This is a genomic window from Acinetobacter sp. TAC-1, from assembly GCF_029025845.1.
In the GTDB taxonomy this organism is placed as follows: domain Bacteria; phylum Pseudomonadota; class Gammaproteobacteria; order Pseudomonadales; family Moraxellaceae; genus Acinetobacter; species Acinetobacter guillouiae.
In genome coordinates this window covers 1394674-1411611 of record NZ_CP118892.1, presented here as the reverse complement: position 1 = coordinate 1411611, position 16938 = coordinate 1394674, and the positions used below count along the sequence as shown (strand labels likewise).

17 protein-coding genes are annotated in these 16938 nt (G+C 37.5%); 6 read left to right on the top strand and 11 right to left on the bottom strand.

All coding sequences use genetic code 11. The features are described from left to right. Positions 1–10 precede the first annotated feature (10 nt). The 7 genes from PYV58_RS06525 to PYV58_RS06495 form a co-directional block, all read right to left on the bottom strand. Entirely contained in the window at positions 11–1210 is a 1200-nt protein-coding gene (locus tag PYV58_RS06525) for a TolC family protein (protein WP_000039774.1), read from the bottom strand. Positions 1211–1258: 48 nt separating this feature from the next. Further along, positions 1259–1714, bottom strand: coding sequence for a hypothetical protein (locus PYV58_RS06520; protein ID WP_002086797.1), 456 nt, complete (start codon positions 1712–1714; stop codon positions 1259–1261). A 156-nt stretch (positions 1715–1870) separates the two neighbouring features. Then, positions 1871–2767 (bottom strand): hypothetical protein, encoded by an 897-nt coding sequence (locus PYV58_RS06515; protein ID WP_000589670.1) that lies wholly within the window; start codon positions 2765–2767, stop codon positions 1871–1873. Positions 2768–2979: 212 nt separating this feature from the next. Further along, entirely contained in the window at positions 2980–4023 is a 1044-nt protein-coding gene (locus tag PYV58_RS06510) for a lambda-exonuclease family protein (protein ID WP_001090272.1), read from the bottom strand. Between the two features lie 168 nt (positions 4024–4191). Then, the gene (locus PYV58_RS06505; RefSeq protein ID WP_000951122.1) at positions 4192–5235 is read right to left on the bottom strand and encodes a DUF932 domain-containing protein; all 1044 of its coding nucleotides are present in this window, start codon (positions 5233–5235) and stop codon (positions 4192–4194) included. Between the two features lie 58 nt (positions 5236–5293). Then, a complete protein-coding gene (locus PYV58_RS06500) occupies positions 5294–5581 on the bottom strand; it encodes a hypothetical protein (protein WP_000058781.1) in 288 nt (95 codons plus the stop codon). A 215-nt stretch (positions 5582–5796) separates the two neighbouring features. Further along, entirely contained in the window at positions 5797–7944 is a 2148-nt protein-coding gene (locus PYV58_RS06495; protein WP_001009680.1) for a glycine zipper family protein, read from the bottom strand. A gap of 604 nt (positions 7945–8548) precedes the next feature. On the opposite strand from PYV58_RS06495, the gene PYV58_RS06490 reads away from it, so the two are divergent. Genes PYV58_RS06490 through PYV58_RS06475 form a run of 4 tightly spaced genes read left to right on the top strand, consistent with a single transcriptional unit; the run spans position 8549 to position 9829 of the window. Next, the gene (locus tag PYV58_RS06490) at positions 8549–8803 is read left to right on the top strand and encodes a hypothetical protein (RefSeq protein WP_000701730.1); all 255 of its coding nucleotides are present in this window, start codon (positions 8549–8551) and stop codon (positions 8801–8803) included. A 2-nt stretch (positions 8804–8805) separates the two neighbouring features. Further along, the gene (locus PYV58_RS06485) at positions 8806–8946 is read left to right on the top strand and encodes a hypothetical protein (protein ID WP_001259410.1); all 141 of its coding nucleotides are present in this window, start codon (positions 8806–8808) and stop codon (positions 8944–8946) included. Then, positions 8936–9163 (top strand): hypothetical protein, encoded by a 228-nt coding sequence (locus tag PYV58_RS06480; protein WP_001087629.1) that lies wholly within the window; start codon positions 8936–8938, stop codon positions 9161–9163. The genes PYV58_RS06485 and PYV58_RS06480 overlap by 11 nt, the downstream gene beginning before the upstream one ends. A gap of 12 nt (positions 9164–9175) precedes the next feature. After that, a complete protein-coding gene (locus tag PYV58_RS06475) occupies positions 9176–9829 on the top strand; it encodes a hypothetical protein (RefSeq protein ID WP_000838342.1) in 654 nt (217 codons plus the stop codon). Positions 9830–9886: 57 nt separating this feature from the next. Here the strand turns inward: PYV58_RS06475 and PYV58_RS06470 are convergent, their stop codons facing one another. Both PYV58_RS06470 and PYV58_RS06465 read right to left on the bottom strand, forming a co-directional pair. Continuing rightward, complete coding sequence (locus tag PYV58_RS06470) at positions 9887–10837, bottom strand: inovirus-type Gp2 protein (protein WP_000284561.1); 951 nt, start codon at positions 10835–10837, stop codon at positions 9887–9889. 374 nt (positions 10838–11211) lie between these two features. After that, entirely contained in the window at positions 11212–12939 is a 1728-nt protein-coding gene (locus PYV58_RS06465; protein WP_000344079.1) for a hypothetical protein, read from the bottom strand. A gap of 184 nt (positions 12940–13123) precedes the next feature. Here PYV58_RS06465 and PYV58_RS06460 point away from each other — a divergent pair, with 184 nt between their 5' ends. After that, positions 13124–13861, top strand: coding sequence for a hypothetical protein (locus tag PYV58_RS06460; protein ID WP_000101621.1), 738 nt, complete (start codon positions 13124–13126; stop codon positions 13859–13861). A 31-nt stretch (positions 13862–13892) separates the two neighbouring features. On the opposite strand, the gene PYV58_RS06455 is transcribed toward PYV58_RS06460, so the two are convergent. Next, positions 13893–14813, bottom strand: coding sequence for a hypothetical protein (locus PYV58_RS06455; RefSeq protein ID WP_000022452.1), 921 nt, complete (start codon positions 14811–14813; stop codon positions 13893–13895). Between the two features lie 177 nt (positions 14814–14990). Here PYV58_RS06455 and PYV58_RS06450 point away from each other — a divergent pair, with 177 nt between their 5' ends. After that, entirely contained in the window at positions 14991–15257 is a 267-nt protein-coding gene (locus tag PYV58_RS06450) for an AlpA family phage regulatory protein (RefSeq protein WP_000572501.1), read from the top strand. A gap of 55 nt (positions 15258–15312) precedes the next feature. Here PYV58_RS06450 and PYV58_RS06445 read toward each other — a convergent pair whose 3' ends face one another. Then, a complete protein-coding gene (locus tag PYV58_RS06445; RefSeq protein ID WP_000235462.1) occupies positions 15313–16527 on the bottom strand; it encodes an integrase arm-type DNA-binding domain-containing protein in 1215 nt (404 codons plus the stop codon). Positions 16528–16938 lie beyond the last annotated feature (411 nt).

Below are 16938 nucleotides of genomic sequence, written 5' to 3'. Positions count from 1 at the left end.
ATTCTTGCCCTTATTCTTGATCTAAATGAGTAATGTAGTTACGTTCGACATCTGCAATTTCAGTTTGCAAAGCCAACCACATATCGAATCGAGCAAGATGTTTGTCTAACCAAATTTGCTTAATATTATTGAATTCAAGTAAAGAGTTTTTCCCTGCTTGGTATCCCATTTCAGCAATTCGGAGACTCTCATTTGTTGCGGGCAAAACCGTTTGATCATATTGCTTAATCGCATCAATCAAGTTGGAAACCTCAATAGCCTTGTTTTCCAATTCAATTTTAGAATTACGATTCACAAGCACCGACTGTGTTTCTGCTTTCGTATGCTCTGCTTGAGCGATCGCAATATTGCCTTTATTTCGACTAAAAATATTGAGGGGTATTGATGTCGAAACCTGAAAGACTTTGTCATTGGTTTCTTGGTAGTTTCTAACCCCTACTCCCAAAGTAATATCTGGTATTGCTTCTTTACGAGCCAACTCAAACTGAGCTTTTTTCAGCTTTGAACTTAAAGTTGCTTCTTGCTCAGACAAACTTATTTTGTCTGTGAAATTAAAGCTTAGCGGAACCTCCAATGCACTACTGGGCAGGTTGGAAGTGAACTTAGAACATAGATTTTTCTGGAACTGAATCTTCTTCACTTCATTTTGATGGCGCAATTTCGACTCAGATGAAAGTGCTATGCTTAGTTGAGCATCGGAAGGAATTACTCGCCCGTACTTAAGACGTTCGGAAAGAACGTTAGCTTGTCTGGCATTCAATTTACTCTCAGAAGAATAAATTTCAGCACGCTGAGTAGCTACATACCAGTTCGCCATACAGATTCTTAAATCTGCTTTGAGTTCAGCCTGACGCTTTGCTATTTCGAACTGATTACGATCACCTTGAAAACTCGCAATCTGTTTTCTCAAGGAAAGTTTATTACTGAGGGGGATCTCTTGTGATAGCCCCAGCAAGGTTGTTGGGCCATCCAAATCTTTCAATTTTGAATTACCGAGATTATCCAACTCCATATTGAAAGTCGGATTAATTAATCTGCCAGCAAACTTTTGATTGATTTCATAAGCTTGCTCGGACTGCTGTAAGCTATTGAGTACAGCATCATTTGCGATTACCTGCTTTTGTAGTTCTGCATAATTCGTTTCTGCGAATACATTTGCTGCTGTTGCTACAAATCCACAGGTAAGAAATATCTGATATTTTTTAGACATGACTTTACCTATACAAAAAAATTAAAAACTATTTTTTGTATAGAAAGATCAATTACGTAGGACGATTAAATCTTTAGAGAAAGTATAAGAATTACTAAATACTAGAGGGGATCGCCGCTTTAAAAAGACTCGATAAACGGGCTTTTCAAAAAGCTGGAAAAAGAATAAAACTAGTGGAAGTGCGAAACTAAGAATAAAGATTGGATCTATGCTGAAATCACTATCAGAAGAAATTGGCTTTACTGAATGATGATAGATCGGCTCATCAAAATTCTTCCACGTATGTGCTTCTGCATCATGATCAGCAGAACTTTTTAGAGAATCATCTGAGTGCTGTAAAGACCAATGACTAGAAGCATCATCCTCTACAATGATACTCAACTCATGCTGATGTTCAATATTTTCAAGTAGAACAGGCGCCCACGCATGAACTCCCGTAATTGTTATGGTAAACAAAAACAGGACAAATGCGAGTATAAGCTTAGAAAACCTACTTGAACGCATAGTCATGAACATACTTCTGATTTGCTACCAAAATACTAAAAAGCGTTATTAAAGTAAATCCATCTCTCAAAAATTCTAGGAGTGAGTATTTTCTTATCTACAGTCCAAAATCTGCAAAAAAAAGAGTACAAGTACTCTTTTCTAACTAGGTCCATTTCAATTGAGAGCCTGCACAGAATGCTGCAACCCTTTCTGAATGTCTTGAACATGAGTTAAATCACTAAGCTGCTGACCCTGCTCTGGTTTTGGTTCATTGATATAAAACTCCTCAACAATATCCAGTCCCTCCTCACCTCCTACCTCAAATCTGGCATTACCATAACCTAGCCTTGCCACATGATCTAAAGCCTCCTGATAAAACCCTGCTGTCTTGCTTTGTCCATCGATCTGTTTGGCTGAAGTAATGGCTTCTTGTAGATTGATTCCATCACGTAAGGTTAAGTCCACGTAATAAATTGGGGTACGGTAACTTTGCGTTGTGCTTTTTCCTCGTAAGGTCAGTTGCAATGGCAAACATGAAAGTAAATCACCTGAAGCCGCATGGTAATAACGAAGCCGTGCAGCTAAGGTACGAATGCTATTGAAACCTGTAGTCCTAAAAATGAATGTACCCAACTCATCCGACTCATCTAGATTGACGTAAAGCCGCCCATAAGGCTTGCAGTGTCCACCTTGGGCCAAGGGGCATAAATCAGGTGATGGACATGGATGCTGTTCAACCCCGTTTTGTCCAAGTCGCTGACAGGTTTCACCATTACCAGTACAGATGGGCCGACCAGTTTGTCGGTCGAATAGAGTGTACTCAGCTCGCAAGTTGAGTTCAGGATCATTAAAAATCATCCGGACAGGAATGGTTCTGAGTTTCTGGTTTTGTGCCTTGGCTCTTAGCTGCTCATCCAGTGGGTGTTTCACCCAGCCATCCTTATTCTGAATTTGGCTAGTAATCGTAAATTGATCATCTTTTTCAGGCAGACGTTTACCATTCTTTTCGACCACTTTACCGATACTAATTCTGCCGAGTATTGGCGGTGTAATCGCTAAACCTTTGATCATGTTGTTTGTCCTATAAGTAAAATTTTACTGATTACCCCTTGCTATGTAAGTAAACAGAAATATGAAAAGCTACGACTTCGCAAAAACCGCCATTGTTGGTCTACCGCTCCTTCGGGAGTCGGTAGATCGGGGGTGGTTTTTTTGCGCTTTTGGGAAGAATGGATATTTCATGCATATATAGTTAGCGATATAGATGCATGGTTTTGATCGGGTCAGTCATCATTGCTATAGATTTGAAAACGTCGTGTCCCCACCTTGTTTTGTGGAAACTCATTGATTAGTTCAGGATGCATTTTCAATACAGCCTTATTATCTAAAGCAATGGAGTCTTTAGATCGTTTCCACGTCACTGAACCATTGGCAAAAGTTGCTCGTTCAGCATCTTTCATTAACATCTGAATTTGATGCTTAGTTTCATCAAAGCTGTTTTGGTGTTTTTCAATATGATGCTTTTCTTGAATCAGTTGAGCAAACAACTGATTGGCTTGTTCATTTTGACTGAGATCTTCGACACTGAGTGGAATATGTTGAGGATAGAGTTGCTGAATGGCTTTAGCTGCCGATTCACTGGCATCGACTGAAGGTGGCGTGTCATTTTCCACACACTCCCAAAAGTATCGCTCTGCATTCACAATATGTTGAATGACTGATTCACTGCGTGCCACTTTATAGATACGAGTTTCATGACCACAGATCAGCACACAAATATGCGCTGCCTTTTTGCCTGTTACAGCGAGTTGATGTTGCACCTGACACAATACGTATAAAGGCACACCATCTCGCCATAACTTTGCTCCATATTCCCCTGCGGTTTTGCATTCTAAAATCTGTACTTCCTCACTACCTACCACCGAGTAATCTAAGTTAGCCAGCATAAAATGCTTATCCTCATCAGGATGTTGTAGTACGGCATTGATACGACGAACTTTGTTGTTGGTATGCATGCTGTAGTATTCAGCGACCAAAGGTTCAAGTTGTTTACCCCAATATAAAGGGGCATGACCTGTGCTTTCATCTTCAATGGATTGTTTAACTCGACCTGTCTTGATCATCCACAGTTCTAGCATCGACATATAGGGATTAAGTCCACAGGCTGCGGCACAGTCACTACTGCCAATACCTTGGCGTCTGACTTCAAGCCATTCTGCTTGAGTCATATTCTTTGTATTGACCAAGCGTTTGGCTGTGAATAATTTTGGGGCAATAAATGGGGTACTTGCCTGTTGCATAGATGGATTTAAAATTGCGGTATTCATATTGAAGTCCTGATTATTTTGCTATGTAAAATGATGGGGATCACAAAAAATGGGCATAAAAAAACCACAGCCGAAGCTATGGTTTTAATAATTTTTAAAATTCGAAATTCCATTTAAAAATGCTTAGTTAGGTCTAACTTTCCATGATTGAAAAATGTATATTCCGCACTATGCAAGCATGTTAAGTGCCTGTTCCAATCCTCGTTGTTTGATCGATGCGCCAGCACCAAACCAAGCTGAATCAAGCCGGTGATCGGTACTCATGGCACGACGTTCGTGGTCTATAAATTCTGTGATTGAACACAGTAATCCATAGGCTGTTCCTTTGGCTGAACTTAGCTCCGCACCTCGTCCTTGACCATTAAACATTTCCATAGCTCGACTCATCGATTTGGCATTTGGTTCAGCTTTGTCCTTGCCATTGGCTTGGGCTTGTAAGGCTACATCACGGTAGAACTGGATGATGTTGTCCTCCTGATCCACCACGTTGTTCATTGTGCTGTTATTGAACACGGCATCAAAGTAAGCGGATGCTTCCATCTGACTCACTTTACGTTGTGTCAGTTGCTTCATTTCATACATGTGTTCATCCCATGCACGTACTGAAATACCGAGTTGCTGTTTGACCTTATCAGCATCAAATTTAGTACTGTGTGGAACTTTGACCACACCTGCACTGCTGTTCTGTCCTTTTAAGGCAATCGCTAAAGTATTGTTGCACACTACTCGGATCGAGGTAAATTGTGCGGTGGTGGCAAGGGTTCCGTCACATGCTGTTGCCAAGAGCATATAGCCATTACTGACATCTTTGCCCTTCAACATGGATGTTTGCCCTGTACGTGCTAGTGCCCAGAATTTCTTGCCACCTTTGAGTACACCTGCGGTTTCAAGTTCAAAACCTGATTGCTCGGTGAGGTCACGATAGAATTCTAAAATCTCTCTCGGTTGCACTTCCTGAAAGCGTTGACTGACGACTGACAGTGGAGCATGGGTATCAGAGCGATATAAAACTCGTTGTTCTTCATAAGGCATGATGATGCTTTGCCCACGGTCATTCTGCGCCATATAACTGACATTAGAAGATTCAATCCGCCAATCCATACCTGCCTGCTGTGCCCAGACTTCAATCGGTTGGTTTTGTGTCAGTTGATTCCCTAGTCCGTGCCAAGGGGTTTCTCCGACATACGCCATTTGTTCAAGTTGATGTGCCATAGTTTTATTCCTTTTAATTTGAAAATGAAATTTGAATTTGTGTGGTTACTAACGATCTTTAATGCAAAAGGTGCGCTGGAAACTTTTGGTAGCAGTTGTGGCAGAAGCATAAATTCTGCTGTGGTGGTGTGCTTTGTTCGGTAAATGAATTCAACACACTGCCGAGTACCGTTCCTGCTATTCCACCGACAATCGGTGGCAGATTGAAAGACTTTGCGACCGTGGTTCCCAATGCACCCAATGTGGTCGGTGTGACCAAATTGGTTAAGGTCGTATTTGATTGTTGTGTACTTGCTTCAACCAATATCACATTCGTTGAATGGCAAAAGGGACAGCTCAAGCTCATAGCTCGACTCCTTAAATTTTGTGCATAAAAAAAGCCTGCTCGATGGCAGACTTTGTTTTCATATTTTCATGAAGAACTCAAAAGAGTTTCATGATTCTCATTAGGATATTATGTGTCTGAAATTATTTGGAATAACTTTTAATTTACTAATTCAATTAGTAAATAATCTCTCCAATTTTTTATTTCAAATACAACTATCAATATTATTCCAACACTCAAGCAGGTTTAAGCTGATGAGTACGATTAGGCTGTGCTGAATCAGGTTTGGCAAGTTCCCTATAAATCTCTAATTGACGATTAATTTCATTAATTTTTGGCTGTAGATCAACTGATATAAAATTACTTGACTCATCAATAGCCACCCAACCAGCTTGAACCTTTTCCATTTCATTACCTTTTTGCAACTTATGTAATATCCATTGGTTCAGATGATAGGCACGCATATAAGCTTCATGTTGATAGATCAATAAAGTACTAAAAGTAATAATACGATCAGCATTATTCAACATATGAGTTTCAAAACTTTGTAGCTGTTTGAATAGCACATTTGTTCGATGAACCAATAAATTTTCATTGAACCACGCTGCGAATTCAATGAGTAATTTCACTACGATATCTCTCTGATTACACAAGGCTTCTCGATTCATACTATTTGCACCTGTAGAACCAGCAACCCCTCCCATATATGCACCAATACCACTCGCAACAATGACTCCAACACCACCTGTAGCAAGACCTGCTAATGCGCCGAGTAGCATTGACCCTGTCATTGCACCTCCAGCAATTGCAGCAGTTTCTTTGCCAACATTTTTTAAGTATTGCTCGCCATCCACTTTACCTGAATTAAAATCACCATAATTACGATATGCCGCTAAACCAATCGTTAATAGTGGGATTGGTAGCATATCTCCTACATCCGCAAAATCTGAAACTTGCTCTAGTCCTACACCAGTAGTTTCCTGAACAGCTTCATAGCTTAAAGTGGTATCCACTAACACCATCGGATGATTACCTAGCTGCTCTGCAAGTTCACTGTTCACAATCACTGGAATATCTGGATACTTATCAAAATGACTTAATACATAATCAGCATCCATTGAGCACTTAACTTGCATCGGTGTGCCATCAACAATCAAATCATAACCAGCTTGGTTTGCGCTATCGGGAAATTCAACTGTATGTCCTTGTTGTTGTAAATTCAGTGCAACCTGTTGTTCAGCAACATAACCAGTTAAACGAGTCACTGCTCCTGCACTATCTAGTGTATTCGCTGAAATGTCTTGTAAAGTATTTAAGTTTTCAGGATTTCCTTTTGATGCAAAGCTCAATGCATCTAATACAGATGGATCAATATGTGCATAATCCCAAATTAATCCTAAAGAATATGCGGATGCCGTTAAGCCCACACCCACCTTTAGCCCTTGATCAGATAATATTTTTTCTAGCTCTTTTTGTGCTTTTTGATTTTGGTTAAGACACTCAACAATTTTTTTATTTTTCAAAAGTTTTGGTGCACTCGCAATAATTCCTTCACTATATGGAATCTGCGAATCACGCCCTCCAAAAAATGTACCAACTCCCTTACTAAAACTATTTAGCCCACGTCCCATGTCAGCTAAGAAATTCGTATCTTCAGGACGAGTTGCAATAACGTCTTCTGGTAAAAGGGCTGTTATAGCACGATTGAGTAGATTCCCTTGTAATGCTCTATCTTTCGCATCGTCTATAGAGCAAAGTAAATATACAGCATATTGCAAATCACCAAACTCTCCTTTTTCCTGATTATAGATAACATTCTTCCGCATTATTAAACATTCAAGATAATCAAAATATAATGTTTCTTGATAAGAACAATGCTCAAAATAGTACTCAAACTTTTCTATAGCGCTAGTATAGATTTGACTACGTTTGTACACTATCGCCTGTGCTTTAATGACAGCATTGCTAGGCTCACGCTCAAATAAAATTTTTAAGATCTCTCGACTAATCTGTAAATGTTCACTTTTTTCAATCTTCGATAAATACCGACTGACTAATTCAGAAATATTCATCGACGCTTGATGCTTGAGTTTGAATAAAATACATTGCTCTAACCAAGCATAATTTTTTGCATGCCCCTGATAGTGAGGGATAAATACTGTTTCAATCAATTCAACCAATTCTAAAGCAACGCCAATTTCCTCAGATGAATTGATAGAAAATTCCCATTTTTGTGGAATAGTCACACTAAATAAGCGAGAGAAAAACCCCGAATTAAGATCAGCTTTTTCTTGAGTAACTAACATCAACATATCTTCTGGAGTAAGTGTATGTTTTTGAGTTTTAATTCTATCTAGTCGTACTTTAAGTAATTTAAAATTCATATATCCCCCTAATTTTTTGAATTTTCAGATAATTTACTATTTTAGACACCAGAATTATATTACTTAAAATTGAAAAAGTACTAGTGTATTAAAAATAATAAAATTATTGATTTATTTATATATTTTCATAACCTCGATTGACTAAACTCACCCTTAATTTTATCATTCGACTGCTGACCTACATCGTCAGTCGGTTTTGACAGACCGTTTACAAAAGGCGCACAACAACGCTGTGATGGTTTTGTGCGTTCTCTTAAGTCACGCCTTTACGGTGAGACTGGGAGGGGCACGCTTGCGTGCGCTGATTTCCTTTTGTATCAGTCTGTCAACCCGCCCAGTCTTGCCACCATTATTTGACAGTAATTTGGTAAGACTCTCTTTCATACAAAAGGAGTAGTCACCATGACTCAGCACTTTCTATCTATATTATTTTCCCTAAAACGATTTTCTATTCCTCTGTTGCAATAGCAACTTTCAAAATTTTTTGCTTATTTGACTGATCTAAACGCTATCTAGCCTTGGAAAGCTTTTTCAGATCTACACTTTAGTCAATTCAGCAAAATATATTACACATCAAATAACACAATAAAAATTAGGGGAAATGATGAAAATTCAAACTTCACTCATTGTTGTCTCAGTTGCACTTCTAGCATCAGGCTGTGCCAGCAAAACCGAACGCCAGTTTATCAGTGGTTGTAAAACAGGCGGCATTAATGACAGCACTTGTTCATGCATCTACGACAAACTTGAAAAGAAATATGGTGAGGGTGGACTGAAAGAAAATATCTACACCTTACAACAAACTGAATCCTTCCAGATGGATATGGTCAATGTGTCCTATCAGTGTATGAAGGAGTAGCCATGAGAACACTTGCAGGCATTATCTGCGTCATCGCTGTGATTTGTGTACTGGGTCTACCCTTCATTAGCTTCATGATCGTGATGGGAATTTTTATTGCATTGGCAAAATTTGCAACTGGGGGGGAAGTAAATGAATTCTAATCTTAAAGCTGGACTGATCAGCACTTATCTGGTCATTGGATTCTTTTTTGCCATCTATCAACATTTCTGGGGGCAGTATAACTATAAGCCATTTACCTACAATTTAGGGCAAGGCTTAGTGTGGCCTGCGGTGATGTTTCCTGTAATCGGTAAAATTGTTGGTGGAATTTTGATTCTACTATTCGTCTGGTTTGTTGTTATTCGTCCTAAATTATAAGGGAGTGCAATCATGAAATCATTATTTTCCACCATTGCCTTGTGTTCCCTGTTAATGGCATGTAGCCAGAACAATCAACCACCAAAAACTGATACTTCAGGTGAGCCTACCAATAATGCTGCTCAGCATACTCAATCAATCTATGCTCCTTATACCGAGGAAGCAGTTAAAGCTAAACTCAATGAAATGCAGATGATTATTGACAATGGTCATGTCTATTTACCTGCTGAGGTCAAGGAAGCGGAGTCTTATATCAGTGGATGGAATAAGTATCCTGATGTGCTGAAAGCCATGATGGAAACTGACCTTAATCCAAACAACACTCAGGAAGCTGCTGACATTCCGCTTGAGAATGAATCTGCACAAGTTAGCGATCTAAATGTTAAGGCTCGCATTAGTGCTAGAGAATCTCAATCTGCTTTTAATGTACAAGGGGCAATTGAATATATTCTTGAAATTCAATCGACCAGCAATCAGCCTTTTGTTCTACAAGGCATGAAAATTAATCGTGGTCGTTGTGGTTATTACACCGCTGACTTTCATAGCAAGATGCCTGTGCAAATGAGCTATAGCTCTACAGTATCGTACTTATTGAAATGCCGTGGTGATCAGGTGCTTGAAGCTGAATTAATCACCGATCAAGGAAATGTAAGTTTGTCTTTTTGATGTCAAACTGTACAAGATAGAGAATACATCTGATAGTCGTGTTCTCTATTTTTAATATCATAATGACTCATTTTGTTCAATATCTCTGCGCCATTTTACTTCAAACTGACCTGTACCAAAAGTCCGCATCTGTGGAGAGGTTTTAGCCCGTAAGCGCTGATCTTCTTTTTCAGGATTGACCAAGTACATCGCTGCACGAATCGCATTTGTAACTTGTATTGGTTGATCACGATGAATCATTCCAACCCCAAGCAATCCATTTTTATCAAATTTTTCCTTGTTGTCTTTGGTATTACAGTTGTAGTGAGTACCCTGTTGATTGGTGATGTGCTTCCAATACTCAGCCACCAGTTTTGCTAAACCTGAATCCTCTATACGACTATTCCCATCATAGATGAGTAATAAATGGCAGTGATAGCCTTTTTCTACACCCTGCTCTAATGCCCATACATAACCTTGTAAGTGCTTAAAACAGGTATCTTTATTTGACATACGATTACATAGAATATCCAATGCATACTTAAAGTCTTGAATACCCCAATGGATTTGATATTCTTTAAGAATAGAGATATCTACTCGAACAAACTGTAATCTAGCATAGTGTGTAAGCAGTTTATTTAGGTAGCATTCCAGTTTAAAGCGATTACGTTGTTCTTGACGCTGAAAATCGAATTGTTCTCGTATTGTATTTTTCATCTCATGTTGAATTATGCCTTGAATATGGAAGATGTGGTTTAGTTCAAATCGTAAAATATCTTCATAAAGATGGGAGTCCAATTTATCCATAATGTAATCTACGAGATTAATCACTCTTTTGAAAACATTAATGATTCTGGAATAAGTAAAATCTTCTCTGTAAATCACCTTAAAAGCACACACAGCATCCAACAGCTCTCGCTTGAATTCTTCATGATCATCAACAAATTGCTCATGGCATGTACTAACCATAAAATCTTCGATTGAGATAAGAATGGATGATTCACTTTCTAATGGATTATTCTGGTACATTTAGGTTCTCACTGAAACATAAGGTTCATATCTAAGTGAGAGATGTAAAATTTTACTGATCATGATTCTAAAGCAGGATGTTGTGGTCATCCTGCTTAGCTGAACATGCTTAGAGACTTTGGAACATACTATAGGGTTAATTTAGAATGCTTTTAGTGATTTGATATTGATACATTGTCTATAACCCATTTGAGTATGGGCTATACTTAACTAAATAACTCACTGTATTTAATCAACGATATAAGTTATTGTTTATATTATTAATAGATAATAATATATATTACCTGTTAAGCAAACCTGTCTAGACTGACCATTACACCACTGCGCCATACAGCGAGAATAACCAAATTATGGGAATATTACAGAAGCTAAACTTACGCTACTTTTTTATTCAGCAATTCAGTTCCTCCTGTATAAAACTGATCCAGCAATCCATATTTTTTCATGTCATCAACACTAGGTTCAATGAATTTCAGCAAATAGTCTTCGTTCGAATATTCCTCCTCTTTCCCACGAATTGGATGAGGGATATCGATCAGAAAAAACTCATCTTTAGTGAGTGTTGAATCGGGCACATAGATACAACTATACATTTTCTGCGACTCGACTTTTGGTATAATTTGAAAAAACTTGCCTGCTACATGACTGAGTCTTCGCGTACTTTTTAAAAATGGTAAAATCTGATTTTTGGCAATCAAATTCAAACAAAATAATAAGAATTCTAGGATGAACCGTTGCTCCTGTTTCTCTAGCTTCTGAATCTGTATTTGGATGTCCGCATCTGGATCGCTGTTTCTGATTAAGTCAGGATTTGTAATCAATTCCAAACGGTATTTTTCTTGAAAGACAAAAGGATAAATATCTTTTTCAATTGTAGTCCGATTTAAAATATCTACACCATATAACAGTGAACCTTGTAAGATATGCTGACGTAAACCCCGCTGATCAAGCAGTCTGCAACACCATGATTCAAAATAGCATTGCATCATTGTCAAATTTGAATCCAAATCATTCAACTTGATATGTTGCTTCTTTTTATTGATTAATGCTTGTTTGAACACTTTTGCAAATACTGTCAAATCTCCTTGTTCCTGATGGCATTGTTGTAATTGCAAATAATGAATTAGACATTCTTTAATGAAACTAGAAATCGTCTCCTGAACTTGTGATGAAGACTGGATACGCTCAATCATTGTTCCAGAAATAATGTTGATTTTATCTGAATCAAGCCCCTTAAGAACCAATGTCGTAAGGTGATTGAGATCGCGTGAGTTGTCAGAATCCAACGGCTGCACCTGCTCAGAAATTACCGTAAAAATATCAGCAATCATTTTTATTTCAAAATGATGTCTTTCACTCGCTTCCAATATATAAAACCGACCATACCGAGCATGATTACCCCAAAAGGTATGAGATAAATTCAACACGTAGGTTGGCGTTATATTTTTTATAAATTTGTTATTGATCGTCCCATGCACATGTACCCGAAGCAGACCTATCTTTTTCAAAAAGTAGATCGAATCAAATATTGCTTGCTTATTTAACCCTGTTTTAGCAACCAGTTGTGTTGTACCTATATTACGTATCACCCCATAAGCATCACATGAGCGAGTCAAGTTTGATAATGTCAACAATACCCTAAAATCCAGTTTTTGTTCGGGTAGTAAATCAAACTTTTTAGTGGTCACTCTGACTTGAGATAATTTGATTAAAATAAGCATTAAAAGGTCAAACTGCTTAATCGCTCTCTTAAGGCGGACATACCTATGATGGGATGTTTCATGTTGATTAACTTTACTCAATAGCAGATTTAAATAATCTAAATTCAGCTGTATTGTTCTAACTCTTGCCCGCCGACCTGTTTCTGGATATGAAAACTCCAATATCTCAAAGCCTGATAACTCCTCCAATACCAGTTTTAATTTTTTATGTTGCACACCTATCTTTTCAGACAATTCCAACAATGAATCGTTGGTTTTTTGTGTACCAAAGAGACTAATAAATTTAATCAGCACCAGTCTAGCGTAGGAACTTAATCTATGTGGTGATAACTCATTAAAATTAAAAATGAGCTGCTTATGCTCTTCTGTCATTTCATCCATACATTTTTATTCATTCAACATTGCTATTAGTAAATTTTAGAATTATTTTTAGATAGGCACAAATATTTACTATAAAATAAATTTAAAACAAATAAACATTTACTAAACGTATTTAGAAATGTTTATTCCACCTTAATTAAAATCTATAATCATATTAGAATTTCAAACATCATAGAACATCAAAATGGCAAGAAAACAACTGACATTGCAACAATGGCTTGATAAAGATCAGACATTAAAATCCTTGTTTTTAGAGCACGAATGTAACAAAGAGCAGGCACTACTGCAGATAGTTCAGCTTCCTGATGGACGATTGCAAATTCAGCCCATCGAAACCATGATCCACCCATTACTCGTAGCAGAAATAACGAATCAATGGGTACTTTTACTCAATGAAAAATATTTTTCCGATCTAAAAAATAGATTCAGAAATTTCAAATATTCCAAGAAAAATCATGCGAATGTGAGAAAGCAATTTTATCTAACCTCACATACAGCCAAAAAAATGGAGGCATTGACTGAAAAGCTCAAACTTAAAACTGAGGCAGAGTGTCTAGAATTCCTGATGAATACGTATGAGGCAAAGCAAACGCTCCCTCCACCCTATAAGCAAAAATTAAATGAAAAAGACATGATTATTGAGGAATTGAACCAACGCATCAAAGCCCTTGATAAAATGCTTTATATTAAACAGCTTCAGGTACGCAAACAGGATGAAGTCATCCAGAAGTATCTCATTAATGAATTAATCAACAGTAAAATTACCATTAATGAATTAACCAATAGCCCCCTTCAGGACGCCAGTGAAATTCAGAAATTAAAACTCCAGTTTTTAAAGGAAATACAGAAAAATATTCAGCTAGAGCAAATCAGGCACCTATCCGTTGATCAAATTGCTTCTGATACTTTTGGTAATGAATAAGCTGATGATTGTTTTTTATGAGTACTTCTTATCACTTTTGAATAAGAATATCCTGTAACAGTTCAGTACAATCCCTTAAGTGGTGAAGAATACTTTCATCATTATAAATGGTGTTATAGGGTATTTTTTTCCCCAGCAGCAAAGCAGGGTCAGTTGACTTCTGAGCAATGATTAATTCGTTTATTTCTAACTGAAGTTTGTCGATCCTGTTCTGATATTTACGATTCTGATAAACCTTTCCATGATAATTTTCATTCTGTTTATTATGGGAATTAATGAGTCGTCCCTTTTCCAATTCTTCAATCAATGCCAGCTTAGAATCTATTTCATTCTGAATCCAGACCAGATTATTTTTTTGATATTCAAGTCTAAGTATTGGCAAAATTGATTTTACCGCCTGTGATAAATTCTCCCACCGACCATTTTTATGAGCTTCATCCCTTAAAACCCGATACAGAATTTGATGCCGTGGGTATACATTCTTATCATTACGAACTTTGACTGCCCGAATACCTCTCATTCGTTTCAAAATCTTTAAATTGCGTTGGGTGCAAATATTTTCATCCAGAGCCTGATAAGCCTGTAAAATGACACTATAACGTTTTTTTTGAATTGTATTTGAAAGCGTATCAAACTCGTCTTTTAATGCATTTAGCTGTTCCAATAGTACTACTATCTGCATAGGTGAAATGACAGTATTCTCACCTAAAATCAGTTGATGAAATTCATTTATTTCTTTCAGAATTAAATCATTGAGGTGTAGTCGCTCGTTCAGCACCTTTCGCTGTATATCGCTTAACTCAGCAACGATGATTCTTTTTTCTGGCTCATCAGCTGTTTTTATATTTCCACATGCCTCATTTTGTAAAAAACTGGATTCATAATAAGTAAACAGACAATCAATGAACTCCTGTTCCAATTCATTTAAGTCTTCAAATTTTATAATAGACATATTTTTATATTCCAATATGTTAACAATGTATAATAGTAATGTTTTTTTATAATTATGCACTGTTCTTTTATCACTGTATACCACTGTCTATCATGAGCCATATGAAAGTATGCAATGTTCAATATCAATACTTTCATACTGTTAATATTTATGTGTATAAAATCCTAGAGGTGGAAAATGATAGAACAGCATTATCGTGTCAAAGACTTAGTCAACTACCCTGAACGCCCTGCCAAGGACTATGTAGATCGTGGTGGTCGCAGACGAAAGCTATCTTATAAGCCTGCAACCAAAGGGATATTGAATATTGCAGAATCCACCTTCTGGAAAATGATTCGTCGGGGTGATTTTCCTGAACCTACCTATTTAACAGCAAGTATGCCCACATGGGCTGAAAGCCAGATTATTGAATGGCTTGAACTCAAAGAGCTTAAAGCAGCATAAATTAAATAGCCTGTCGTTTGACAGGCTATTTTTTTATCATTGGATTTTCATCTTTTTACTGTTGCTGATCCAGCAATGATTCTAGGTAATTCGCCCACTCCTGCATCATCTCCCGACGATTGTTTAAAAATTTGGTTCGATTGTAGGCTGTACCATTATTATCTTTTACTTTATGTGCCAATTGATGCTCAATAAAGTCTACACGTTGTTCTAATATTTCATCCAACATGGTTCGTGCGGTTGCACGTAATCCATGTGCCGTTTGCTTCCCAGCATAGCCCAAGCGTTTTAACGCTGAGTTAATCGTATTATCAGAAATAAAAGTTTTACCATCCCGACCCACGAAAATGTATTCACTGTATGGGTGCAGATCAATAATTGAATCAATTAAGTCAAAGGCCTGATCTGACAATGGTACAATATGAAGCTGCTTGGTTTTACTAGCTGTAAATTTAAAGCATCTTTCTTCACAATAGAAATACTCCTTTTTCAGCTTGCGTATCTCCCCAGGTCGCTGAAAGGTCAACACGGAGATTTTTAACGCCACTTGTGTGATATGTGAACAACGTGGATAAAGTTTGGAGTAGTTCCAAATTTTATTGAGCATTGGAGCTAGTTCCTGCTCCTCTGTCACGGCTGCAAAGTTCCCACCCTGTGGTTTGGGCAGTTCAATATCCTCAATAGGATTGTATTGAATCAGCTTCTTTTTACGTGCTGACTTAAATATCTGGTTCAAGTCCGATTTTAGGCGTTTGGCAACTGACAATGCACCACGTTCAATAATGCGCTTAAAGACCTTAATCTCAAGAATTTCCAAGGTAAGCTGTGGAAAGGTTAAATCACCAATATAGGGATAGACATCGTGCTTTAAACGACGGATCGTCTCTTCATCCTGTTTTTGCTCTAGCTCACGTTTATATAGCCATGCTTCAGCAACAATACGAAAGGTATTTTCTGCTTCTTTCTGTTTCTGGGACTTGGTTTCAATCCGCTCCATTGCTGGATCGATGCCCTGCTTAATGAGCTTCTTATATTCATCACGAATAGTGCGAGCATCATCCAGTGAAACTTCAGGATAAGTACCTAAAGATAAATCATTACGTTTGGCTAAAAATGGACGTGTGTAATTGAATATCCAGTACTTGCTACCACTCTGATCAATACGCAGGTACAGGTTTCCCCCATCAGACAGCTTATACATCTTGTCAGGATCAGGTTTAGCTTTTTTAACTTGTAAAGCACTAAGCTTATTGATTCCACGAGTCGCCATAATTCAGACATAAAAAAATGCAGTAAGAAATAATCTTACTGCATTTTTTACTACTTTATAACTACCGATTGGCGTAGTGCGTCACGGCTTGTCATATCGTATATTTCCAACTTTAACCTTATAAATCATAAACTTATATAGTGTTAAACAGTGTCAGAAACTTGAATTTGGCGGAAGCGGTGAGATTCGAACTCAAGAAATCACTTTTCAATAGGTTGTATTATATTTTTTCATTAATTATCAACTCACTAAATTCTTTTAGATTTTATTGTTTGTGCCAAGTTTTGTGTCAAAGTCTTTGATAAAAAATCAATTCAGGGGCTTTGAGTGAATAGAAAAAAATGCTACTACTTATACAATGGCTGCTTTACCATCCATTCTTTCCTATGATCGATGGGAATTAATTGCGGT